At 34.0% G+C, this 24,822-nt stretch carries 22 protein-coding genes; 18 read left to right on the top strand and 4 right to left on the bottom strand.

The annotated features are described in order from the left end of the window. Window positions 1-121: 121 nt before the first annotated feature. Window positions 122-553, bottom strand: a complete 432-nt coding sequence (locus tag FLP_RS05820) for a tellurite resistance TerB family protein (RefSeq protein ID WP_065448584.1) — start codon at window positions 551-553, stop codon at window positions 122-124. Window positions 554-722: 169 nt separating this feature from the next. Here FLP_RS05820 and FLP_RS05815 point away from each other — a divergent pair, with 169 nt between their 5' ends. The 5 genes from FLP_RS05815 to FLP_RS05795 all read left to right on the top strand — a co-directional run bounded on the left by FLP_RS05815 (window position 723) and on the right by FLP_RS05795 (window position 4,103). Next, complete coding sequence (locus tag FLP_RS05815; RefSeq protein ID WP_065448583.1) at window positions 723-1,316, top strand: HupE/UreJ family protein; 594 nt, start codon at window positions 723-725, stop codon at window positions 1,314-1,316. A gap of 5 nt (window positions 1,317-1,321) precedes the next feature. Continuing rightward, a complete protein-coding gene (locus tag FLP_RS05810; RefSeq protein WP_065448582.1) occupies window positions 1,322-1,753 on the top strand; it encodes a deoxycytidylate deaminase in 432 nt (143 codons plus the stop codon). Further along, entirely contained in the window at window positions 1,753-3,330 is a 1,578-nt protein-coding gene (locus FLP_RS05805) for a S41 family peptidase (RefSeq protein WP_065448581.1), read from the top strand. Before FLP_RS05810 ends, FLP_RS05805 begins: the two co-directional genes overlap by 1 nt. 17 nt (window positions 3,331-3,347) lie before the next feature. Continuing rightward, the gene (locus tag FLP_RS05800) at window positions 3,348-3,713 is read left to right on the top strand and encodes a nuclear transport factor 2 family protein (protein WP_065448580.1); all 366 of its coding nucleotides are present in this window, start codon (window positions 3,348-3,350) and stop codon (window positions 3,711-3,713) included. A 78-nt stretch (window positions 3,714-3,791) separates the two neighbouring features. Then, the gene (locus tag FLP_RS05795; protein WP_065448579.1) at window positions 3,792-4,103 is read left to right on the top strand and encodes a hypothetical protein; all 312 of its coding nucleotides are present in this window, start codon (window positions 3,792-3,794) and stop codon (window positions 4,101-4,103) included. A gap of 328 nt (window positions 4,104-4,431) precedes the next feature. Here FLP_RS05795 and FLP_RS05790 read toward each other — a convergent pair whose 3' ends face one another. From FLP_RS05790 to FLP_RS05780, 3 genes are all read right to left on the bottom strand, one after another. Beyond that, window positions 4,432-5,037 carry an FAD-dependent oxidoreductase gene (locus FLP_RS05790; protein WP_065448578.1) on the bottom strand — a complete coding sequence of 202 codons (606 nt, stop codon included), beginning with the start codon at window positions 5,035-5,037 and terminating at the stop codon, window positions 4,432-4,434. A 4-nt stretch (window positions 5,038-5,041) separates the two neighbouring features. Then, window positions 5,042-5,242 carry a hypothetical protein gene (locus FLP_RS05785; protein WP_017496183.1) on the bottom strand — a complete coding sequence of 67 codons (201 nt, stop codon included), beginning with the start codon at window positions 5,240-5,242 and terminating at the stop codon, window positions 5,042-5,044. Between the two features lie 107 nt (window positions 5,243-5,349). Further along, a complete protein-coding gene (locus FLP_RS05780; RefSeq protein ID WP_065448577.1) occupies window positions 5,350-5,928 on the bottom strand; it encodes a MarC family protein in 579 nt (192 codons plus the stop codon). A gap of 398 nt (window positions 5,929-6,326) precedes the next feature. Here FLP_RS05780 and FLP_RS05775 point away from each other — a divergent pair, with 398 nt between their 5' ends. From FLP_RS05775 to dtd, 13 genes are all read left to right on the top strand, one after another. Beyond that, entirely contained in the window at window positions 6,327-6,896 is a 570-nt protein-coding gene (locus FLP_RS05775) for a DUF3109 family protein (protein WP_065448576.1), read from the top strand. A gap of 336 nt (window positions 6,897-7,232) precedes the next feature. Beyond that, window positions 7,233-8,210, top strand: a complete 978-nt coding sequence (locus FLP_RS05770; RefSeq protein ID WP_041518445.1) for a ribonucleotide-diphosphate reductase subunit beta — start codon at window positions 7,233-7,235, stop codon at window positions 8,208-8,210. Between the two features lie 254 nt (window positions 8,211-8,464). Then, entirely contained in the window at window positions 8,465-10,861 is a 2,397-nt protein-coding gene (locus tag FLP_RS05765) for a ribonucleoside-diphosphate reductase subunit alpha (RefSeq protein ID WP_065448575.1), read from the top strand. Window positions 10,862-11,091: 230 nt separating this feature from the next. Then, on the top strand, window positions 11,092-11,730 hold the full coding sequence (locus tag FLP_RS05760; RefSeq protein WP_065448574.1) for an NYN domain-containing protein: 639 nt from the start codon (window positions 11,092-11,094) through the stop codon (window positions 11,728-11,730). 304 nt (window positions 11,731-12,034) lie between these two features. Further along, window positions 12,035-13,432 carry a DUF1800 domain-containing protein gene (locus FLP_RS05755; protein ID WP_065448573.1) on the top strand — a complete coding sequence of 466 codons (1,398 nt, stop codon included), beginning with the start codon at window positions 12,035-12,037 and terminating at the stop codon, window positions 13,430-13,432. Window positions 13,433-13,444: 12 nt separating this feature from the next. Then, window positions 13,445-14,611, top strand: a complete 1,167-nt coding sequence (locus FLP_RS05750) for a DUF1501 domain-containing protein (protein WP_065448572.1) — start codon at window positions 13,445-13,447, stop codon at window positions 14,609-14,611. A 460-nt stretch (window positions 14,612-15,071) separates the two neighbouring features. Beyond that, window positions 15,072-15,899: a prephenate dehydratase gene (locus FLP_RS05745; protein WP_065448571.1), complete on the top strand. Its 828-nt coding sequence runs from the start codon at window positions 15,072-15,074 to the stop codon at window positions 15,897-15,899. Between the two features lie 107 nt (window positions 15,900-16,006). Continuing rightward, complete coding sequence (locus FLP_RS05740; RefSeq protein ID WP_065448570.1) at window positions 16,007-17,152, top strand: pyridoxal phosphate-dependent aminotransferase; 1,146 nt, start codon at window positions 16,007-16,009, stop codon at window positions 17,150-17,152. A 93-nt stretch (window positions 17,153-17,245) separates the two neighbouring features. Next, window positions 17,246-18,106: a prephenate dehydrogenase gene (locus tag FLP_RS05735; protein ID WP_065448569.1), complete on the top strand. Its 861-nt coding sequence runs from the start codon at window positions 17,246-17,248 to the stop codon at window positions 18,104-18,106. 12 nt (window positions 18,107-18,118) lie between these two features. Next, complete coding sequence (locus FLP_RS05730; RefSeq protein ID WP_065448568.1) at window positions 18,119-19,201, top strand: bifunctional 3-deoxy-7-phosphoheptulonate synthase/chorismate mutase type II; 1,083 nt, start codon at window positions 18,119-18,121, stop codon at window positions 19,199-19,201. A gap of 408 nt (window positions 19,202-19,609) precedes the next feature. Beyond that, a complete protein-coding gene (locus FLP_RS05725) occupies window positions 19,610-23,056 on the top strand; it encodes a VIT domain-containing protein (RefSeq protein WP_083195802.1) in 3,447 nt (1,148 codons plus the stop codon). A 137-nt stretch (window positions 23,057-23,193) separates the two neighbouring features. Further along, window positions 23,194-24,177, top strand: coding sequence for a ribosome small subunit-dependent GTPase A (gene rsgA, locus FLP_RS05720; protein ID WP_065448567.1), 984 nt, complete (start codon window positions 23,194-23,196; stop codon window positions 24,175-24,177). Window positions 24,178-24,335: 158 nt separating this feature from the next. Beyond that, entirely contained in the window at window positions 24,336-24,788 is a 453-nt protein-coding gene (gene dtd, locus FLP_RS05715; RefSeq protein ID WP_065448566.1) for a D-aminoacyl-tRNA deacylase, read from the top strand. The last annotated feature ends 34 nt before the right edge of the window (window positions 24,789-24,822 follow it).

Genomic DNA, 24,822 nt, shown 5'->3' with positions numbered 1-24,822 from the left:
TTCAGTCTCAGACTGAGTTATAAATAGCAAACCCGACACGTTTATAAAAACGGTCGGGTTTATTTATTTTAGCTAAACTGTGACTGTGGCTGAAAACTGCCACTGAAAACTGAATACTTTCTTACTTGTTCATATTTTCCATTTCGAAAAGGAAAGTATCAAGATCTACTTTTTTATCTACTAAAGACAAAGCTTTCCTAACAATATAATTTACGTTTCCTGGTGTAAATCCTAAAGCTAATCCCATACGGGTTAACATCACTTCCTGCTGATCTCCTAAATGGTGGTCTACATGAACCATTCTTGCCAAATCATACAAACGCTCTAAACGTTGTGTGTATAAGTAAGGTGGGTTTATTGGATGTTTCCACGGATCTTTTAGGATTTCTTTATATTCTTCTTCTGAAATTTGTAATGTCGAAGCTATTTTATCTAAAAAAGTTTGTTCTTCGTCATTAATTTTTCCGTCAGCGAAAGCTACACGAACAATTGCAGAGAAATGGCCTCTGTTTCTTTCTTTAAATTCGTTATCAAATAATTCTGAAAATGGCATAATTTGTTGATTTATATATCGCAAAGATAAATTTTATTTTAAACTATTAATTTTAATTTTCTCATAAATTTTAACGTATCAATATTCATTGATTTACGATCAGACAACTTTACTTTTTCAAAATAAATCGTAAGTTTACAGCCCCTAATCATTTAATAGTAGTACCCGTATGTCAGAGTTTTGGATTTATTTTCAAATAGGATTAAAGCACGTATTAGATATTCATGCTTACGATCATGTTCTTTTTTTAATCGCATTAACAACGCCTTATTTGTTTAAAGACTGGAAACGCATTTTGCTTTTAGTTTCAGTATTTACAATTGGTCATACACTGGCATTATTGCTTTCTGTATACGGAATCATTGCCATAAAAGTCAATACGGTCGAATTTTTAATTCCGATTACAATTTTAATAACGGCGGTTTTTAATCTTTTTACAGCAGGAAAAACGTCAAAGAGCGATGGATTGAATTTAGTGTTTTTTGTAACCCTGTTTTTTGGGATTATACACGGACTTGGATTTTCTAATTATTTCAAGACCATTTTAGGAGGATCACCTAGTTCAAAATTACTACCTTTAGGCGAGTTTGCGTTAGGGATCGAAGCAGCTCAGTTAGTTGTGGTGTTTGTTGTGCTCATTATATCATATATTGTACAAACCGTATTTCGCTTTTCAAAACGCGATTGGGCGCTTGTAATGTCGGCTTTTATTATCGGAGTTGTAGTTCCGATGATTATCGAAAGCCCAATTTGGAACAGATAAAATAAATGGAAGAAAAAAAATTAAATAAATACGATAAAGCTTATTTGCGAATTGCGACAGAATGGGGAGCGCTTTCCTATTGCAAACGAAAACAAGTAGGCGCGATTATCGTAAAAGACCGAATGATTATTTCTGATGGATACAACGGAACACCATCCGGTTTTGAAAATTGCTGCGAAGATGAAGACGGATTAACCCGTTGGGATGTTTTACATGCCGAAGCGAATGCCATACTTAAAGTAGCCAGATCAACACAATCGTGTGAAGGTGCTACTTTGTATATTACGCTTTCGCCTTGTAAAGAATGCAGCAAATTAATACATCAATCCGGAATAAAAAGAGTGGTGTATCATAACGGATATCGCGATGATTCCGGAATTCAGTTTTTAATAAAAGCAGGTGTCGAAGTCGAACATATTCCTGTTTTAGAAGAATAATGAAATTGAACTTAAAGTATTTGCCAATCATTATCGGAGTGACTTTTGCTCTTGGTATAGTCATCGGAAGCCTTATGAGCGCTCCCGTTGATGATCAGCTTTTGGCTAAAAATTACTCGAAAACCAAGCTGAATAAACTCATTGATTTTATCAATAATGAATATGTTGACAGCATCAATACAGATTCTATTGTCAACCTTACAGTAGATAATATTTTATCAAAACTAGATCCGCATTCCGTTTATATTCCGCCAACAGAACAGGCTGAAGTGGCAGAAAGTATGAAAGGTGATTTCGTTGGAATCGGGATCAATTTTTATATGTATAAAGATTCTGTTGCGATTATAAAACCAATCGAAAACGGACCTTCGGCTAAAGCCGGAATAAAATCAGGAGACCGAATTTTATTTGCAGGAAAAACAAAATTGTACGGAAGAAGGTTGCCTTCGGATAGTTTGTTTTCAAAATTAAAAGGAATAAAAGGTTCTGAGATTGAGTTGACAGTCTTTAGAAAATCAGAACAAAAGAAACTCAAGTTTAAAGTAAAAAGAGATATTATCCCTATAAAAAGTGTCGATGCTTCTTTGTTGCTCGATCATAAAACAGGTTATATCAAAATCAACCGTTTTGCCGAAACTACATTTAATGAATTCAAAACCGGTTTAACCAGATTAAAACAAAACGGAATTGAATCGCTGATAATTGACCTTCGTGATAACGGAGGTGGTTATATGGAAGAAGCCATTGCAATTGCTGATGAATTCCTGAAAGACAAACAATTGATCGTTTTTACCAAAAATAAAAACGGCACCACCGAAAAAACATTCGCTACAAAAGCGGGAAGTTTTGAAACCGGAAAAGTATATGTTTTAATTAACGAAAACAGTGCTTCGGCAAGTGAAATTCTGGCTGGAGCAATTCAGGATAGCGATCGCGGAACCATTGTTGGTCGTCGCTCTTTTGGCAAGGGATTGGTGCAGCGCGAAATGGATTTCAACGACGGATCTGCCGTTCGTTTAACCGTGGCAAGATATTATACGCCAACCGGGAGATCGATTCAGAAACCATATAAAAAAGGAAACGAAGAATATTATAAAGAGTCAGAATCGCGTATAAAATCAGGCGAACTTTATGCAAAAGACAGTATAAAAGTCGCAGATACTTTAAAGTTTAAAACGCCAAAAGGTAAAATCGTATACGGCGGAGGCGGGATTGTTCCAGATGTTTTTGTACCAATAGAAGCGGAACACGGTAATGAAAATGTAGCTTATTTGATGCAAACCGGAGTTGTGGGACATTTTGTTTTTGAAGAATTAGACAAAAACAGAGATGCTTTTAAAGGTCTTCATTTTAATGAGTTTCTGGCTAAGATGAAAAACTCTGATGTGTATTTTAAAAAGTTCAGAAATTATATTTTAATGACAGGCTTAGACCTGAAATTAGATAAAACCAAAGCTTTGGTCAACCGCTATATTACCGCAGAATTTGCCCGACAATTGTATGGCGAACTCTATTATTATGATGTCATTTTAAAAGATGATGCCATGATCAAAGCCGTTTTGAATCCGAAAAAGTAATCCTTAATTTTTATCAGATGAAAATAGAATCTATTGTAACTGCTGAAATCGAACTTTTAACAGCAATTAAAAATGCTGATGTTGCTGCTTTGGAAAATCTTCTTCACGATGATTTGCTTTTTAATTTACCGGATGGAAATACGATTACTAAAGAATTTGATTTGAATTCCTATCGATCAGGTAAAATGAAAGTGGATACTATCGAAGCTTCAGATCAGATTATAAATCTAATTGATGATACAGCTGTTGTTGCGGTTACAGTTTTATTAAAAGGATCTTTTGATAATGATCCTGTAAATGCTGCTTTGAGATACATTAGGGTTTGGAAAAAATTTGATGAAAGTGTAAAAGTAATTGCGGGAAGTTGCATACAGTTACAATAAAATAATAATAATTTATTAAGATATAATGTAATGAATCTTGTCTGCAATAGTGCGAGATTTGTAGTTAAATAATATAATATGAAAAATCTAAAAAAATTAAGTTTCTTAGTATTGCTAATGACTTTTGTAATTTCTTGTGCTTGTATGAAAGATAAAAATACGATTTCAGGAAAAGTAGAATCGATAGAAAACGGAAAAGATGGTTACACAGCCAAAATCAATACCGATAAAAATGAGGTTTATTTTGCAACTGTAAGTATTGTAAATGTTGGAGGGCCACAAAACTACAAAAGGTTTAAAGAAGGTGATGAGGTTTCAGTAAAAGGAGAAATCTGGAAAACAGATACCGAAAAACATATCACAGTAAAGGAAATTGTTTCAGTGAAATAATTTTTTACCATTAAGAGATTAAGTTTATTAAGCTTTGTGCTAAAAATTTATTTACCATTAAGAGATTAAGGTTATTAAGTGTTAAAGCTTAATTTTTTTAATCTTTTAATTTTTTTTTTTTTTTATAATAAACGCAAAGTCTTAATATTATAGAGAAATCTTAATAATGATAAAATAAAAATAAGCTTATGCTTTTAGTTTCACGCCAAAGCTTAATAAACTTAATATCTTAATTGTGAAACAAAAAATATTATGTCTTGCTCGCGCCAAAGCTTAATAACCTTAATATCTTAATGGTGAAATAAAAAAAAAACTTATGTTTTTAAGTTTATCGAATACTATCGTGCGAATGAGTTTGTACGCCGTTATTCCATAAAGTAAGAATGTCCGTTGCAACAGCGGCACCACTTCCGGCAGCAATTGCCAATTGACTCCTCCAGCCGGCTAAAGTTCCAATAACATAAATGCCTTCTGCTACTTTATGATCGTCGTTTTTAAGCTGGATACGTTGTTTTTCGGGTAATGCCTTTTTATGAGGTTCAATATATTGTGTCAAACCTTCGATGTCGAAAGTATTGGCAGAACCAATCCCAACAACGATATTTTTTGTTTGGTAGGAGTTTTTGTTTGTAGTAACAGTGAATTCAGGATAAGCTCCTTCTACTTTAATTACCTTTTCATTTGCGATTTGTGTAATATGCGGATAAGCAGTAGTTAAATCCTGTGTACTTTCTGTAAGCAAATCAGATCCTAATTTACCTGGTGTTATGCCATAAGCATTGTAGAAAATTGCCTCTTGTAAAGAAGAATTCTTTTGATGTGTAAAAATTCCGATTTTTTTATCGGTAACAAAAGCTTTGTTTTTGGCGGATCCTAAAACAAGGGCACAAGATATGCCTGAAACACCTCCGCCAATAATTAAAACGTCAAACATAATATTATCGTCCGTTTGTTTTTTCTTCGATTCTTTTTGAAATTCTAAAGATTAAAAGAATCAATACGGCACAAAATGAAGCTGCGATTCCAATAAAAGCAACTACACTGTCTCCCTGAAAAGGATTTTTGAAGTCTAGCAACGTAATATTAAAAACAATTAAAGCCAATGCCAGAAGCACTAAGATTGAAGTAAAAATTTTCATAATGGTTGTTTATTTGCCTAAAATAATAAAGTAAAACTCTTAGATGTAAAAAATGTCCTTAAGTTGTATTTTAGAAATTTTATGGGGTAAATTTATAAAAATAAATGTTAGACAAACAAACCTTTAACATTAGCAGCAAATAATTTAACAGCAATCGCTAAAAGTATCACTCCAAATGTCTTGCGAACTACGCCAAGTCCGTTTTCTCCTAATAAATCCTCGATTTTTTTTGAAGATTTTAAAACGATATACACTAAAATAATATTTAATAAAATGGCAATAATAATATTAATGGTGTGAAATTGAGATCGTAATGAAAGTAAAGTTGTCATTGTACCAGCTCCGGCAATTAACGGAAATGCTAATGGAACGATAGAGGCAGATCCTGGTTCTTCATCACGAAAAATCCTAAGTCCTAAAATCATCTCTAAAGCAAGAAAAAATAATACAAATGAGCCTGCAACGGCAAACGAATGCACATCTATACCAATCAGGTTAAGAAAACCTTCTCCCACAAAAAGAAAAACAATCATAATTGTTCCGGCAACAATTGTAGCTTTTTCAGATTCGATATGGCCTACTTTTGCTCTTAAGTTCACAATAATTGGTATAGAACCTACAATATCAATTACAGCAAAAAGTACCATTCCAACAGTAATGATTTCTTTATAGTCGATTTCTAGCATATTACTTTGATTTTAAGCGTTTAAAATTTTTGCAAAGGTAGATAATAAAGGTAGGTGTTTTTTTGACAGGATGTATTTTTGTTATAAAAACATGTTTTATCGGTTAAAAAAGTGATATTTGTAACAAATGATTCTTTTTACCAAAGAGATTCGTAGGGTTAATTGTTTTTTATCACGGAGTTGCATAAAGTTTTTTCACAGAGTTTCGCAAAGTTTTAATTTTTTAAGGTTTACAAAGCTTTGGGTTTAAACTTTTGCAATTTTTAATAAATCTTTGTGTGTCTCTGTGGTAAAACTTTGTGCAACTCTGTGGTAAAATTATGCGGTAAAATTTAATCTCATATCATCTACTTTCTTTGCCTATCTTTGCACTTTATAAATTTCAGTATTTTATTATCATGTTTCAATTAGGAAAAACCATTATTTCAGAAGATATTCTTGAAAAAGAATTTGTGTGCAACTTGTCAGCTTGTAAAGGAGCTTGCTGTGTTGACGGAGATGCCGGTGCGCCCTTAAGCGAAGCAGAAACTAAAATAATGGAAGAAATCTACCCAAAGGTAAAACCATTTTTACGCAAAGAAGGAATTGCTGCTATCGAAGCACAGGGAACCTGGGTCAAAGGAACCGATGGTGATCTTGAAACACCATTAATAGACGAAAAGGATTGTGCTTACGTTATTTTTGACGGAAAAACGGCTCTTTGCGGAATCGAACAAGCTTATAACCAAGGAATCGTAGACTGGAAAAAACCAGTTTCTTGTCATTTATATCCAATCCGGGTAAAAGACTTTACAGAATTTGCTGCAGTCAATTATGATAAATGGGATATTTGCGATGATGCCTGTTCTTTAGGGAAAGAATTAGAAGTTCCGGTTTATAAATTTGTCAAAGAAGCATTAATACGCCGTTTTGGTCAGGATTGGTATTTAGAGCTCGAAAAAGTCGCTGAAGAACTTAAAAAACAGTAAAAATTCAAGGGTCTTAGTTACCACTTTTTAGAGAGGTATTTTGACTCAAAAAATAAAGTTTTAACTCAAAAAAAAACTTTTAAAAACAATTTAAAATTTCTTGCTTTTTATCTCAAAAAGTCTATATTTTACGGGCTTTGAGTCTGTTTGTTTGGTTTTAAACCATTCATTTACAATAAATTAATTATTGTCTGAAAAATATCTCATTTTTTTGCCTTTGTTAAAAACTACGCCGAATTGTGAATAAGTTTGGCTTTCTTTTTTAGCGATAATTGACAATCTTTGTAGTCTATTGAATTAGCAGAAATTCAATACAAAAATTAAATAAAAAATACCATGTCACAAGTCGAGCCAATATTACAAGAAAATAAAAATCGTTTCGTTATTTTTCCTATCAAACATCATGATATTTGGGAATGGTATAAGAAAATGGAGGCTAGTTTCTGGACTGCTGAAGAAATCGATTTGCACCAGGACTTGACAGACTGGAATAATAAACTTAGTGACGACGAAAGATATTTCATTAAACATATATTGGCATTCTTTGCTGCTTCCGACGGAATCGTAAACGAAAACCTTGCTGAGAACTTTGTAAACGAAGTGCAATATGCAGAGGCGAAGTTTTTCTACGGTTTTCAGATCATGATGGAAAACATTCACAGTGAAACTTACTCTTTATTAATTGACACTTACGTGAAAGATGAAGCGGAGAAAGCAGAATTGTTTAATGCTTTGGAAGTTTTTCCTGCAATTAAGAAAAAAGCAGACTGGGCCTTAAAGTGGATTGAATCTGATTCATTCGCTGAAAGATTAATTGCTTTTGCTGCAGTTGAGGGAATTTTCTTTTCAGGAGCTTTCTGTTCTATTTATTGGTTGAAAAAACGTGGTTTAATGCCAGGTTTAACTTTTTCTAACGAGTTGATTTCCCGTGACGAAGGTGTACATTGTGACTTTGCAGTACACTTACACAATCACCATTTGATCAATAAAGTACCAAAAGAGAGAATTAAAGAAATCATTGTAGACGCATTAGATATCGAAAGAGAATTTGTTACAGAATCACTTCCGGTAAGTTTAATAGGGATGAATGCTGTTTTAATGACACAATACTTAGAATTCGTTGCCGATAGATTATTAGTAGAATTAGGTTGCGAGCGTGTATATGGATCAGCGAATCCGTTTGATTTCATGGACATGATCTCACTTCAGGGAAAAACCAATTTCTTTGAAAAACGTGTTGCCGAGTATCAAAAATCTGGTGTGATGAACACAGATAGCGATGCTCAGAAAATTTCATTCGATGCAGATTTTTAGAGCAAAAATAATGTAGCGTTACCTCGAAACGCCGCAAAAGATTAAAATCATTTTTTTAAGATTGAATCTCTTTTCCCAAATCGCAGATTCAATAACAATTTTTAATGCCTTTTCGATCTGATTTCAGATCGGGAACACACAACTATTGAGAATTTCATAATTCTCAAAAAATAATTTAAAAACACGCAATGTTTAAGTGCTGGAATTCGTTTTCTAGTGTCTTTCATTTTTTCAATAACTAAAATAGTAAGCTTATGTATGTAGTAAAAAGAGATGGCCACAAAGAGCCCGTAATGTTTGATAAGATTACAGAAAGAATCAAAAAATTGTGTTACGGCTTGAATGAGCTTGTAGATCCTGTTAAGGTAGCCATGAGAGTTATCGAAGGATTGTATGATGGGGTTTCAACTTCTGAACTGGATAATCTTGCGGCAGAAACGGCGGCTTCTATGACAATTGCGCACCCTGATTATGCACAATTGGCAGCACGTGTGGCAATTTCAAACCTACATTCAAATACAAAAAAATCGTTCTCAGAAACGATGAAAGATATGTACCTGTACGTAAATCCAAGAAATGGGCAAGAAGCTCCGTTGCTTTCGGATGAAGTATTCAAAGTAATTCAGGAAAACTCAGCTTTCCTTGATTCACATATCATTTATACAAGAGATTTCAATTACGATTACTTTGGTTTCAAAACCTTAGAGCGTTCGTATTTGCTAAAAATAAACGGAAAAATCGTCGAAAGACCACAACATATGTTGATGCGTGTTTCTGTTGGTATTCACCTTGACGATTTAAAATCAGTAATCGAAACGTACGATTTAATGTCTAAAAAGTTCTTTACGCATGCAACGCCAACGTTGTTTAATGCAGGAACTCCAAAACCACAAATGTCTTCTTGTTTCCTTTTGGCAATGCAGGATGATAGTATTGATGGTATTTATGATACTTTAAAACAAACGGCTAAGATCTCGCAATCTGCGGGAGGAATTGGTCTTTCTATTCATAACGTTCGTGCGACAGGATCTTACATTCGTGGTACAAACGGAACTTCAAACGGAATTGTGCCAATGTTGAGAGTTTTCAACGATACGGCACGTTACGTAGATCAGGGTGGTGGAAAACGTAAAGGAAGTTTTGCGATTTACATCGAAACATGGCATGCTGATATCTTCGAATTTTTGGATTTGAAGAAAAATACAGGAAAAGAAGAAATGCGTGCAAGAGATTTATTCTTCGCTATGTGGACTTCAGATTTATTTATGAAACGTGTACAGGAAGATGCGTCTTGGACTTTAATGTGTCCGAACGAATGTCCTGGGTTATACGATGTTTACGGAGAAGAATTCGAAGCCATGTATTTGGATTATGAATTTAGAGGAAAAGGTAGAAAAACGATTCGCGCACGTGAATTATGGGAGAAAATCCTTGAATCACAAATCGAAACAGGAACGCCTTATATGTTGTACAAAGATGCAGCAAACCGTAAATCAAATCACAAGAATTTAGGAACAATTCGTTCTTCAAACTTGTGTACTGAGATTATGGAGTTTACTTCTAAAGATGAAATTGCAGTTTGTAATTTAGCTTCTATTTCGTTACCAATGTTTATTGAAAACGGAAAATTCGATCACCAGGCACTTTACGATGTTACCAAACGTGTAACTCGTAACCTGAACAAAGTAATCGACAGAAACTATTATCCGGTAAAAGAAGCTGAAAACTCAAACTTACGTCACCGTCCGGTAGGATTAGGTGTTCAAGGTTTAGCTGATGCTTTTATCATGTTGCGTATGCCGTTTACAAGTGATGAAGCAAAAGCATTAAACCAGGAAATTTTCGAAACATTATACTTCGCAGCCGTAACCGCTTCTATGGAAATGGCGAAAGAAGAAGGACCATATTCTACATTTGCAGGTTCTCCAATGTCACAAGGAGAATTCCAATACAATATGTGGGGAATGAAAGATGAAGAATTATCAGGACGTTGGGACTGGGCTTCATTAAGAAAAGAAGTAATGGAACACGGAGTTCGTAACTCATTGTTAGTTGCGCCAATGCCAACAGCTTCGACTTCACAAATTCTTGGAAACAACGAAGCTTTCGAACCATATACATCAAACATTTATACACGTCGTGTATTGTCTGGAGAATTTATCGTAGTAAACAAACACTTACTTCATGATTTAGTAGACAGAGGTTTATGGAACGAAACATTGAAACAAGAAATCATGCGTCATAACGGATCAGTTCAAAATATTGATGTGATTCCGCAAGACCTGAAAGAATTATATAAAACAGTTTGGGAAATGTCGATGAAAGACATTATCGATATGTCGCGTCAGAGAGGTTATTTCATTGACCAATCGCAATCATTGAACTTGTTCATGCAAGATGCCAACTATTCTAAACTAACGTCAATGCACTTTTACGCTTGGCAATCAGGTTTAAAAACAGGAATGTATTACTTGAGAACGAAATCAGCTGTTGATGCGATTAAATTCACCCTAAACAACGATAAAAAAGAAGAAGATGCACCGGTAACTTTAGTTCCGGAAACAGAAGCAATCAGCGTTGAGGATTATAAAGCTATGCTTTTAAAAGCGCAAGCAGCAGAGCCTGATGATTGTGAAATGTGTGGGTCTTAAAGAGGTTTTAATTTAAAATAAATAACCTTACCATTTAGAAAAATGTCTAATAGGTAAGGTTATTATTTTTTATTTTAATATTTTTTGATTATTCTTGTTTATTCTTTTGTAGGAAAAGGATTAGGTAGTTAATGCTGATGTCTTTAAATGAGAAACGCCTCAAAAGAGGCGTCGGACTAAAGATGCTATCTTTAGTGTTGTTTATGTGGTGCAAATATAACGAATAAATTATGAGTGAAACAAATGTTTTAGTTAAAAAAGAAAGAGTAATTGTATATGTAGATGGATTTAATTTATATTTCGGTATGTTAGATGCAGGATTTAATAACTGTAAATGGTTAAATTTAAGGCTTTTGGTAGATAATCTATTACAGTCAAATCAAGTAGTAGTTGAAGTTAAATATTTTACAAGTAGAGTTAGTAATAATCCAGATAAACAAAAAAGACAAAGTACTTATTTAGAGGCATTAGAAAGTACCGGTGTTAAAATATATTATGGTAATTATCAATCTGATACCGTAGAATGTAGAAGGTGTAATAGTGTATGGCCTACATACAACGAGAAAATGACTGATGTTAACATTGCTACACAAATTTTAATTGATGCTTATCAGGATAAATATGATATGGCCATGTTAATTTCTGGAGATAGTGATTTAGTTCCTCCGATGAAAGCAGTTCATGAAATATTTAAAAATAAAAGAGTTTTCGCTGCATTTCCCCCCAAAAGGCATAATCAATCGGTAGCTTTAGCTGCCAAAGGCTCGATAACCATAGGAAGAAAAAAACTTGTAGATAGTCAATTTAGTTTAGAGGTAGCTAAAAGAGACGGATATGTTCTAAGAAAGCCAAAAGATTGGGAATTTTAGTTAAATGAAATTACTCTTAATTTTTAGAAAGCAGTTATTATAATGATAACTGCTTTTTTATGTACGGCATTTTCTTGATGACGTTCCGGAGGAACAAATTATATTGTAGAGATGGATTTTAATCCATTCTACGCAATCAAAGTCGACAATCGTAGTCATTACAATATCCCCAAAAAATCCCCGTTCTAATTAATACCAAAGATTTTTAAAACTTAGCACCTTAGCATCTAAGAACCTCAGACCCTTTCTTAAATTAAACCTTTAAGAAAAAGTCAAGTCTTATTGCTAAACAAATTCCTGTGTTATGAAAAAAAGCAATCTTTGGTCGTTACGATTGGGTTTTTCCGGAAAAGAATCCGATAAAATAGAGAAACTGGGATTAGAAAAATTTCTAAAGCATTCCTATGATTTCAAGATTGATACACAACTTCCTGCTTTTTTAGATGACGATCCCAAGACACTTATTGAACTCAAGGAATTACGGGAATCGATAAAAACCGCCGATTCAGAAGAAAAAAAGAAGATTCTCAAAAAAGAAATTTACTCCACTATTGAATTCAAAAAATGGTGGATAGCAAAAATGCGAAATGATGAATTTCCGTTACGCGAAAACATGGTTTGCTTCTGGCACAATCATTTTGTTTCTACTTCCCCAAAAGTAAAAGTTACCTACTGGACATATCAGCACAATATGATTTTACGCGAAAATGCCTTTGGGAACTTCAAAGAACTCACAAAGCAAATTGTAAAATCGAATGCCATGGTGAAATATCTGGATAATGTCGACAATAAAAAAGGTAAATACAACGAAAACCTAAGTCGTGAGTTATTGGAATTATTCACAATCGGAATTGGAAATTATTCAGAAGGCGATATCAAAGAAGGAGCAAAAGCTTTAGCGGGATTAAATTACGGAGATGAAGGCGCGGTTTACAGAAAAAATTTAGAAGATAATAGTGATAAAACCTATTTCGGAAAAACCGGAGATTGGAAAGCAGATGATTTGGTTGATATTATTTTCGAACAAAAAAACATTCCATATTTCATTACCAGAAAAATTCTTAAATGGTTTATTTATGATAATCCGTCAGAAGAATTAGTGAAATATTATGGGGATTATTTCAGGAAAGTGAAGTTTGAAATTGAACCTTTACTGACTAAAATTTTTACTGAAGAATATAAAAAAGAAACTTCCGGGACTAAAATAAAAGATCCGCTGGTTTATATTTTGCAACTTCTGGATGAATTAAACATTGAAGATCTTGACGAAACGATTGTGCTGTATTTTCTGAAGCAACAAGGGATGGATTTGTACAATCAGATTAATGTAAAAGGTTGGGATGGCGGAAATTCCTGGCTTACTTCGCAGATTTATCTGCAGCGCAATAATACTTCAGATTTGCTTTGCAGTGGGAGAAGTATCACCAGAAAAGCATTGAATACAATGGCTTCTGAAACTGAAAAACCAAAATCAGGATTGGAGAAAATAGAAGTGAAAATTGATTTTGATTCTAATGGAAATAACAAAACCATTATCGCCGACTTATCGAACAGGTTATTATTCAAAGTAAATGATTCGATGCAAAAAGACATGGAAAACTTACTGAAGTATGATTTTGATCCAAAAGAGGAACATGCCAATTTTGCCGTAATAAGACTCTTTAATTATATTACAAAACTACCCGAATATCAATTAATTTAGAAAGCTACAGCCATGAACAGAAGAAATTTTCTAACACTTACAGGAACATTTACCGGCGGATTGCTCGTGCTTCCTGATTTTTTACACGCTTTTGGTTCGCAAAATAATTTGGTAACGGGCGAGCAATGTATTGTATTTGTGCAATTAAATGGTGGTAATGACGGATTGAATACTTTTATTCCGTATGATAACCCGTTGTATTATGATTTGAGAACGAAGATTGCTCTAAATAAAGATGTTGTTATCGGCAAAAATAAAGGAATGGCATTTCATCCTTCTCTAAAAGATTTTGCTCAAATGCAGCAAAACGGAGATTTAACGGTAATTCAGAATGTTGGATATCCTGAGCCCATTCGTTCACATTTTCGCAGCCAGGAAATTTGGCAAACTGCAGCAGATTCTAATAAATATATAAACGAAGGCTGGCTTGGTCGTTATCTTGATTTACAATGCAACGGACATCAGCCAACGGCGGGAATTAATCTGGATTCGATAGATAATTTAGCTTTAAAAGGAATGGAACCCAATTCGATTACTGTTAAAGACCCAAACCGATTTAAAGTAAAATTTGATAAAGAACAAAATGTGAAATTATCGGATAATCCGCAATTAGATTTTGTTCGCAAAATTGCCAATTCCGTTACCGAAGGTTCAGATGAAATTCAGAAAGCATTAGTGAAATCCAAATCAGAAATCAGTTATCCTAAAACTGATTTGTCTAAAAATCTGGAATGGATTGGAAGATTAATCAAAGGAAATCTGAACTCAAAAATATATTATACTTCGCTCGGTGGATTCGATACACATGACAATCAACTCGCCATTCATGAAAAAAAATTAGCAGATTTGAATGATGCTTTATTTAGTTTTTATAAGGATTTGAAACAAGCACAATTGCTTCAAAATGTTACAATTGTGGTATTCTCGGAATTTGGGCGACGAGTAAAAGACAACGGCAACGGGACAGATCACGGAACTGCAGCGCCAATGTTTATCATTGGAGGAAACAATAAAGGAACCATTTTAGGAAATAATCCTGATTTAGCCAATTTAGATAATGGTGATTTAAAATACGAAATTGACTTTAGAAGTGTTTATGCTTCTTTATTGCAGCAAAAAATGAATTTCGATTATGCTAAAATTGGGATTAGGAATGCACCGGTTTCAGGGTTATTTTGATTGAAAGATAGCCACAAATTCACGAATTTTTATTTTGAAAATCTGTGAAACTTGAATTACATAACCATAAAGATTTGCGTCAATTCGTGAATTCGTGGCGAAAAAACTTAGAACCTTAGCGCCTCAGAACCTTAGCACCTTAGAAAAAGCTATTGTAAATATCTCATTTAAAGCCGATATTTTTATATTATCATACAAAACCTGCTAAATTTGTTAAGAAATCCCTTTTTGTTTCATAAAATGCAATATTTTTTTTGGTGCACTGAAATTAATTTATACATTCGCAGAGAATTTATTGAAAAACACAAACAAAATGTCTAATAACCGTTTTTATTTTAGCAACTCTTTTTATTTCTTCTTTAGTAGAAGTGAGGATTGTGCTATGGTTATTTGAAAAATATAAAAGACAAATAAAACTAATATACAATCCTGATGCAAATCAGGATTTTTTTTTGAATATATGACAACGAAAATTGCAATACAAGGTATAAAAGGTTCTTTTCATCATCAGGTTGTAAAGGAGTATTTCTCTGAAAATGTGGCTATTGATGAGTGCTTGTCTTTTGAGGAATTGGTTGATAGCCTGCTTTCAGGAAAATCAGATCAGGCAGTAATGGCGATTGAAAATTCGATTGCGGGGCCAATTATTCCGAATTATGCTTTGATCGATAAGAATAATTTACACATAATAGGAGAACATTATTTAAGCATTCACCAAAATTTAATGACTTTAAAAGGTCAGAAAATTGAAGATATAAAAGAAGTTCATTCGCACCCAATGGCATTATTACAATGTATGGATTTTTTGAAACAGTATCCAAACATCAAATTGGTTGAAGATAAAGATACAGCTGAAACTGCCAGAAGAATTCAGGAAAAACAATTAACCGGAATCGCTGCAATTGCAAGTAAAACGGCTTCTGAAATGTATGATTTAGAAATTATCGCTCCGGAAATTCAAACGATCAAAAACAATATGACTCGTTTTGTGATTATCAAAAAGCAGAATTCATTTTTGCCGGAAAGCGAAATCAACAGAGCTTCGATCAAATTTGAATTAGATCATAAAAGAGGAAGTTTAGCAGCAGTTTTGAATGTAATGAGCGACTGCAAATTGAATTTGACAAAAATTCAATCGCTTCCAAAAATTGAAACTCCGTGGAAATATTCATTTTTCGTAGATGTAACATTTGAAAAATATCAAGATTTTGCAAAAGCCAAATCGTTATTAAATATAATGGCAGAATATTTAAAGGTCTTGGGAGAATATAAAAATACTAAACCGTAAGAAAAGGAAATTCCAATTTTTTTAAATTCCAAATTCCAAATCTGATCCTTCGCTTCGCTTAGGATTAAATAAAAAGAGAAACTCTAAAAAGAGAATATATATAAATCATGATTACAACAGCAAAAAGATTAGATACAGTTGAAGAATACTACTTCTCATCAAAATTGAGAGAAGTTCGTCAGCTGCAGTCTGAAGGAAAATCTATCATCAATATGGGAATTGGAAGCCCTGATTTGAGTCCGTCGAAAGAAGTAATTGAAGCGGTTGCCGCAGCAATTTTAGATGAAAACGGACACGGTTATCAGAGCTATCAGGGATTGCCGGAATTGAGAAAAGGAATGGCAGATTTTTATCAGAATCAATTTGGTGTTGCCTTAAATCCGAATAATGAGATTTTGCCTTTGATGGGTTCGAAAGAAGGAATTATGCACATTTCGTTAGCCTTTTTAAATGAAGGCGATCACGTTTTGATTCCGAATCCAGGTTATCCAACGTATACGTCGGTAACTAATTTGGTTGGAGCAGTTCCGGTTTATTATGATTTGAAAGAAGCTAATGCATGGGAACCGGATTTTGAAGCTTTAGAAAAACTAGATCTTTCGAAAGTGAAAATCATGTGGCTGGGATATCCACATATGCCAACAGGAGCGAAAGGAAGTTTAGCGTTATTTGAAAAATTGGTTGCTTTTGCTAAAAAACACAACATATTATTGGTCAATGATAATCCGTATAGTTTTGTTTTGAATGATAATCCGATGAGTTTATTGCAGGTTGAAGGCGCAAAAGAGGTGGCTTTAGAATTGAATTCACTTAGTAAAACATTCAACATGGCCGGCTGGAGAGTGGGGATGGTTTTGGGAAATCCTGAAATTATCGATGCAGTCTTAAAAGTAAAAAGCAACATGGACAGCGGTATGTTCTACGGAATTCAGAAAGGTGCAATTGCAGCGTTGAATTGTGATAAATCATGGTTTGAAGATCAAAACAAAATTTACAGACGCCGTAGAGAGTTGACAGAGAAACTAGCAGAAAAATTAGGATGCGAAGTGTATGCAGCAGGAGTTGGGCTTTTTGTCTGGGCTAAATTGCCGGAAGGAATCGAATCAGCAGAAAAGTTCATTGACGAAATATTATACGAGAAACACATTTTCATCACACCGGGAACAATTTTCGGAAGCAATGGTGAAGGTTATATCAGATTCTCGTTGTGTGTAAAAGAAGAAAAAGTACAAGAAGCGATTGACAGGTTTTAGAATCAAGAAACAAGAAACAAGATTTTAGACTTTAAGATTGCGAACCTTGCGTAAATCCTTGCGGACTTTGCGGTTAAGAAACAAAAAAGAATTATGAAAGTATACGTAATAGGAATAGGGTTAATAGGAGGTTCGATGGTGCTCGACATCAAAGATCAACATCCTGAAGCTACTATTTTTGGAATAGATAATAACGAGAAACATTTGCAGGAAGCAATTGATTTAGGTGTTATCGATCAGGCGGGAAGCTTTGAAGAATTAGCTGAGGCTGATTTTGTAATCGTTTCGGTTCCTGTGGATGTAGCGCTGACGGTTTTGCCTAAAGTTTTGGATTCGGTTGGAGATAAAACCATTGTTTTTGAAGTAGGATCGACTAAAAAGCCAATTTGCGAAGCGGTGGCAAGTCACCCGAAAAGAAGAAACTTTATCGCAACACATCCAATTGCCGGAACGGAGTTTTCCGGGCCATCGGCGGCGATACGAGGTTTGTTTAAAGGAAAAACAAATATTATTTGTGAGGTGGAAAAAACCACTTTTAAATTGCAGGAAAAAGCATTAAAGCTTTTTAGCGAAATAGGAATGAGGATTCGATATATGGATCCAACTTCACACGACAAACACATCGCTTACGTTTCGCATTTGTCGCACATTAGTTCGTTTATGCTCGGGAAAACGGTAATGAACAAAGAAAAAGACGAGCAGGATATTTTTGATATGGCGGGAAGTGGATTTGAAAGTACCGTTCGTTTAGCAAAAAGTTCACCAGCGATGTGGACACCAATTTTTAAGCAAAACAAAGAACATGTTTTAGAAACTTTAGAAGCTTACATTTCAAATCTCAGTCGGTTTAGAGATTTGTTAAAAGAAGAAGATTACAATGCCATTTTTGAAGAAATGGAAAGCACAAATAAAATAAAAGAAATACTAAACGGATTAACAACAACTAAGAAATAAATTAAAATTAAGATGGAAAATAAGAAAGAAATGAGAAAGTGGTTAGAAGATTTCAATTTAAATCACCCACTTGTGATAGCTGGACCTTGTAGTGCAGAAACGGAAGATCAAGTATTAAAGATTGCTCATGAATTGAAAGATTCAAAAGTTAGTGTATTCAGAGCTGGAATCTGGAAACCAAGAACGCGTCCGGGAGGATTTGAAGGTGTTGGAGAAATTGGTTTAAAATGGTTACAAAAAGCAAAAGCTGAAACTGGTTTATTGATGGGAACTGAAGTTGCGACTGCAGCTCACTGTAAATTGGCTTTAGAACATGATATCGATGTTTTATGGGTTGGTGCCCGTACAACTGCAAATCCTTTCGCAGTTCAGGAAATTGCTGATACATTGAAAGGAACGGATAAAATCGTTTTGGTTAAAAACCCAGTAAACCCGGATTTAGCTTTATGGTTAGGTGGTGTTGAGCGTTTACACATGGCTGGAATCGAGAAATTAGGAGTTATTCACAGAGGTTTTTCTACTTACGAAAAAACAAAATATAGAAACATTCCGGAATGGCAAATTGCTATCGAATTACAAAATAAATTCCCTGATTTACCATTAATCATCGATCCATCTCACATTACCGGAGATCGTAAAATGATTTTCGAAGTAACGCAAGAAGCTTTAGATTTGAACTACGACGGTATGATTATCGAAACGCACTACGATCCGGACAACGCTTGGTCTGATGCTGCTCAACAAGTTACTCCAGATGCTTTGAAACAAATCATTAAAGATTTGACTATCAGAAAAACAGATGATACTACAGACGAGTACAGCAATAAAATGACAAAATTAAGAGCTAACATCGACGTTTTGGATGCTAACTTATTAGAGTTGTTAGGAAAACGTATGAAAGTAGCTGACGAAATTGGTCAGGTGAAAAAAGATGCAAACGTAGCGATTCTTCAAAACAACCGTTGGAATGAAATCTTAGGAAAAATGATTTTAGAAGGTGAGAAAAAAGGTCTTACTGAAGAATTCGTTTTAAGAATGTTCAAGGCTATCCACCAGGAAAGTATTGGTCACCAGGAGAAAATTTTCAACGCATAATTTTTTCAAAATCAGATAAGTGATATAAGGGAATTTAAGTTTTTGTGAAATTATTTTAAACTTTTCTTATAGCATTATTTAAAAATAGATTGTTTTTTTAAGATCTCCGGCACTTTGTAAAAGAAGTGTTGGAGATTTTTTTTTGGTTGTATATGTAAACATAGCCCACGGTTTCAAGCTTGGGGACGCAACCAATGTTCGCAATCTTTTGAGATCACAACACAATGTATATCAATAATCTTTGCCCCACGGTTGAAACCGTGCGCTATATTTTTTACAGCTTTTAATTTCGATCTTGTGCTAATATTTTCTTATGTAACTTATATGGTTTAATTTTTTTTATAACCCATTCCAACCTTTTTAGATTTTATGTTCTCTATACAATTATAGAACATTAACTCTCGTGTTATGAAATCAAAATTATGTTTGTCTCAGCCAGGAATTTTTCAAGTTAATTTGAAAATGTTATTTTATTTGATATTGTTTTTAGGAACAAAATCTTTCGCACAAAGCCCCGAATTAACAGTAAAAGGTGAAGAAGCGGAAAAGGTTAGAATGAATAAACTAATTGTGAATGTAAAAGTGGTGGGTAATATTGCTTATACCACTGCCGAAATGCATTTCTTTAACTCAGGAACGCGCCAGATGGAAGCGGAACTTATTTTTCCGTTACCCGAAAATGTTTCGGTTTCGAGATATGCTATTGACATCAATCGTAAAATGCGTGAAGCGGTTCCTGTAAATAAAAACAAGGGGAAACAGGTTTTTGAAGCCATAGAACATCGTCGTGTCGATCCCGGATTATTAGAGAAAGTAGACGGAAATAATTTTAGAACCAGAATTTATCCTATTATGCCAAACGGAGAACGAACGGTGATCATAGGTTATGAAGAAGAACTTTCGGCATTTGATAAAGACAATCTGGCGTATCAATTGGTAAGTCGTTATCCTAAAAAACTCGATAATTTTGAATTGAATGTTTCAGTTTTAGGAACTTCGGCTTCGCCAACTGTTTCGGAGAATTCGGGAGATGCAATTGTTTTTTCGAAATGGAATCAATCTTTTCAAACTTCGATCAAAAAAGAAAATTATCAGCCATCTGAAAAACTACTTTTTAAGATTCCGATTCAGGAAAATGCTCCGAGTGTAATCATGCAAAATGTGGGCGGACAACATTATTTTTACGGAAATACTTTTATCGAAGGAAATAAAATAGCTAAAAAAACTCCGGTTTCAATTGGTTTAATTTGGGATAATTCACTGAGTTGTAAAACAAGAGATGTAAAAAAAGAACTGAGTTTGTTGAATGCTTATTTTCAAAAAATAAAAAACACAAAAGTCACTTTATACTTTTTGAATTATACTTTCGAAAAACAAAAAGAATACACCATTACAAACGGAAACTGGTCTGAATTAAAAGCAGTTTTAGAGCATACAAATTATGATGGAGGAACTCGTTTTTCGCAACTTAATTTCGTGAATAACGACGAATATTTGTTTTTCTCTGACGGACTTTCATCTTTGAGCGAGAATGTTTTACCAAAGACTAAAAAGCCAATTTACACGATAACATCATCGGTTTCAGCAGATTTTTCTTTTCTGAATTATTCGGCGATGCAAACGGGCGGTAATTTTATCAATTTAAATCAGGTGAATCAGGACAATGCATTGGATAAACTGACGAATAGTAATTTGAAGTTTTTAGGTATAAAAGAGAACTACACGGTAACAGATTTATTTCCGGTGGAAGGAACTTCGGTTTCAGGAAGCTTTAGTTTTTCAGGAATTTCTCTGAATCAAAAAAATCAAATTACCTTATTATTTGGTTATAATAACGAAGCAGTTTTAGAACGAAAAATTACTTTAGACGCGGTTCTTCAGAACACAAATGATGTAAATGTTGAAAAACTTTGGGCACAGAAAAAAATAGCCAATCTTGATTTTCAATATGATAAAAATGCTGATGAAATTGAACTTTTAGGAAAGAAATATGGCATCATAACCAAAAATACCTCGTTGATTGTTCTCGAAGATATTCGTGATTATATTTCGTATGATATTATTCCACCAGCTGAGTTACGTGCTGAATTTGACAGAATAAAAAAACAGGAAAACGATAGAAGTCTGGCGCAGCAAAAAAATAATTGGGAAAGTATCGAAAGTTATTTTCAAGGTTTAAATGACTGGTGGAAAAAAGACGTGAAATATACTGCACCAAAACCTTTACCAAAACCAAAAGTTCAAAAAAACCGAAGATCAGACAATGAAGAAAACAGGAGTTCAGGCAGAAGTGCAAGTGCAGTATCTACCAGAAGCACAAATGTTGCAGCAGGTAGAATTGAGGGGACTGTTTTAGATCAGCAGGGATTAGCCCTGCCTGGAGTGACCGTAACAATAAGAGGAGAAAGAGAAGGCGTTTACACTGATTTTGATGGGAAATTTGTAATTAGAGCAGCCGAAAATAGTACTCTTAATTTTAGTTATATTGGTTTTGATTCTTATCAATTAAATGTTGGAACAAATAACCAAATTAGGGTTCAATTAAGAGAAAATACGCAATCATTACAAGAAGTTGTTGTAACGAGTTACGCCGCTCCTGTTAGAAAAAGGGATATGACATCTTCAGTACAATCTATTACATCTGAAACTATTTCTCAAAATGCCGATATAGCACAAAGACTAGAGGAGAAAGTTTCCGGAATTGCTGCTTCATCTTCTGGGAGTATTGATAAAGTTATATTTGATGAGAAGGTTTCAATGCCGATCTCACAAAAACCTTTGATAATTGTGGATGGAAAACCTTTTGAGGGTGAATTGTCAGATTTGGATCAGGATGATATCGCTTCTGTAGATGTTCTTAAAAATACTATGGTAACTGCACTTTATGGAAGTAGGGCATCAAACGGAGTCGTAAATGTTGTTACGAAAAAGGGAGAATCTAATATGATTAATAATGAACCTAAAACCTGGAATCCCGATCGTTTGTATCTAAAAGCTTTAACGGCTGCACCAAAAGAAAAACAATATGATTTATATTTTGAATTAAGGAACGGACAAGAGAGAAATCCAAGTTTTTATTTTGATGTGGCTCATTTTTTCTACAATCAGGGCGATATCAAAAAAGCTTTGCAGGTAATCAGTACTATTGCCGATTTAGGTTTAGAGAATCATCAGCTTTATAAAACCCTTACGTATACATTACGTCAGTGGAAAGATTTTGATGATGCCTTATTTACTGCAAGACAAATTGCAAAATGGAGAGCGCATGAACCACAAAGTTTAAGAGATTATGCGTTGGCTCTTGAAGATGCAGGAAAATACCAGGAAGCTTTTGATCAATTGATTAAGGCATTAGAAGTAAATTATTACGGAGAAATGAGTGGACAATACCAAGGTGTGGAAGATATTATTTTAATGGATGTTAACCGTTTGACGATGGAACACAAAGGTTTGAAAACAGGTAAACTTGATAAAAAACATTTAGAGAAAATGCCGGTTGATATCAGAATAATTATGAACTGGAACCTGATGGATGTCGATTTAGATCTTCATATTATTGAACCAAACGGAGAAGAATGTTATTACGCACATAAAAGTACACAAGCCGGCGCGAGATTTTCTAAAGATTTTACCCAAGGTTATGGCCCGGAACAATATTTAATTAGAAATGCGATAAAAGGAAAATATCAAATAAAAACCAATTATTTTGGTGAAAGAGAATTAACCGAAAGTGGCCCCGCAACCGTTATGGTAGAAATTTATACCACAAGAGCAGGTAAAACGACAAAAACGTTAAAAACAATTCAGTTAGGAAAAATCAAAGAGAATGAGATTTTAGCCGAAATTGTTTGGTAAACGTACCAAATTCTGAGTAAGTCTTTAATTTTAAAAGGCGAAATTGCGTTGTTCAATTCTAAAAACGTAATTTTGCCTTTTATTTTTTAGTTCTAAGAGTAATCTAAAATCTAAAATCAATAATCTAAAATTAAAGAATGACAGGACTCGTATATAAATCTACAGGAAGTTGGTACACTGTAAAATCTGAACAAGGCGATTTTATAGAATGCCGTATGAAAGGGAAGTTTAGGATGAAAGGTATAAAAAGCACTAATCCTATTGCTGTGGGCGATATTGTCGATTATGAATTGGAAGAAACTTCAGATGCCTTAACCGGAACGATTTTTAATATTCACGAAAGAAAAAATTACATCGTTCGTAAATCGGTTAACCTTTCGCATCAAATGCATATTATCGCATCAAATATTGATCGTGTGTTTTTATTAATTACGATTAATAATCCACCAACAACCTTCAACTTTATCGATCGTTTTCTGGTTACTGCGGAAGCTTATAATATCGAAACGATTCTTGTTTTTAATAAAATAGATACTTTTGACGAGCCAACTCTCGAAGATCAATTGTATATGCAATACGTATATCAGCAAATTGGTTACAAATGCCTTCGTGTTTCTTCAACAGAAATGAAAGGTATTGACGAATTAAAAGAAATGATGATTGGTAAAGTAAGCATGTTTTCAGGACATTCAGGTGTTGGGAAATCGACTTTAGTCAATGCCATGGAACCTTCGTTACATCTTAAAACCAAAACCATTTCTGAAGCAAGTAAACAAGGTCAGCATACGACAACTTTTGCCGAAATGTATGATTTGTCTTTTAATGCAAAAATTATCGATACGCCGGGAATCAAAGGTTTCGGAATTGTTGATATGGAAAAAGAAGAAATCAGCGGTTATTTTCCGGAATTCTTTAAATTAAAAGATCAATGCAAGTTTAACAATTGTCTACATAAAGAAGAACCTCATTGCGCAATAAAAGCTGCTTTAGAAAGAGATGAGATCGCCTGGTCACGTTACAATAGTTACTTGAAAATACTGGAAGGCGATGACGAAAATTATCGTACAGATTCGTATGATGAAGATCGAAAAGCTAGTGATGAGACCAGAAACCAAAAATAAATTCCAAGGCGAAAATTCCAAGGCGAAAATTCCAATTCCAACCCAAATCCATAGACAATAGTTTATTGTAGAGATGCGCAGCAATGCATCTAACGCTAGAAATTTAAATCTTTTTAATCCGTGTAATCTGTGGCAAAAACCACATTATTAGATAAAATATGAGAATTGTTCTTCAAAGAGTTTCAGAAGCGTCCGTTACCGTTGATGGAAATAAAACAGCTGATATAAAAAAAGGTTTACTTGTTCTCGTGGGAATTGAAGATCTGGACACTCAGGAAGATATTGATTGGCTCGTTGGTAAAATCATCAAAATGAGAATTTTTGGTGATGAGAATGATGTTATGAACTGCTCGGTTCAGGATATCGATGGAGATATTATAGTTGTAAGTCAGTTTACACTTCATGCTTCTACAAAAAAAGGTAATCGTCCATCTTATATAAAAGCATCAAAACCCGAATTCGCGATTCCGATGTATGAGAATTTTGTAAAATCTTTAGAAAAAGAATTTAATAAAAAAGTTCAAACCGGAATTTTTGGTGCAGATATGAAGGTTAGTCTCTTAAATGACGGCCCTGTAACGATTTTAATTGACAGCAAAAATAGAGAGTAAAATTTTATTAAACATATGTTAAGAATTTCTAAAA

The sequence above is a fragment of the Flavobacterium piscis genome (genome assembly GCF_001686925.1).
In the GTDB taxonomy this organism is placed as follows: domain Bacteria; phylum Bacteroidota; class Bacteroidia; order Flavobacteriales; family Flavobacteriaceae; genus Flavobacterium; species Flavobacterium piscis.
This window is presented reverse-complemented; position numbering and strand designations above follow the sequence as displayed.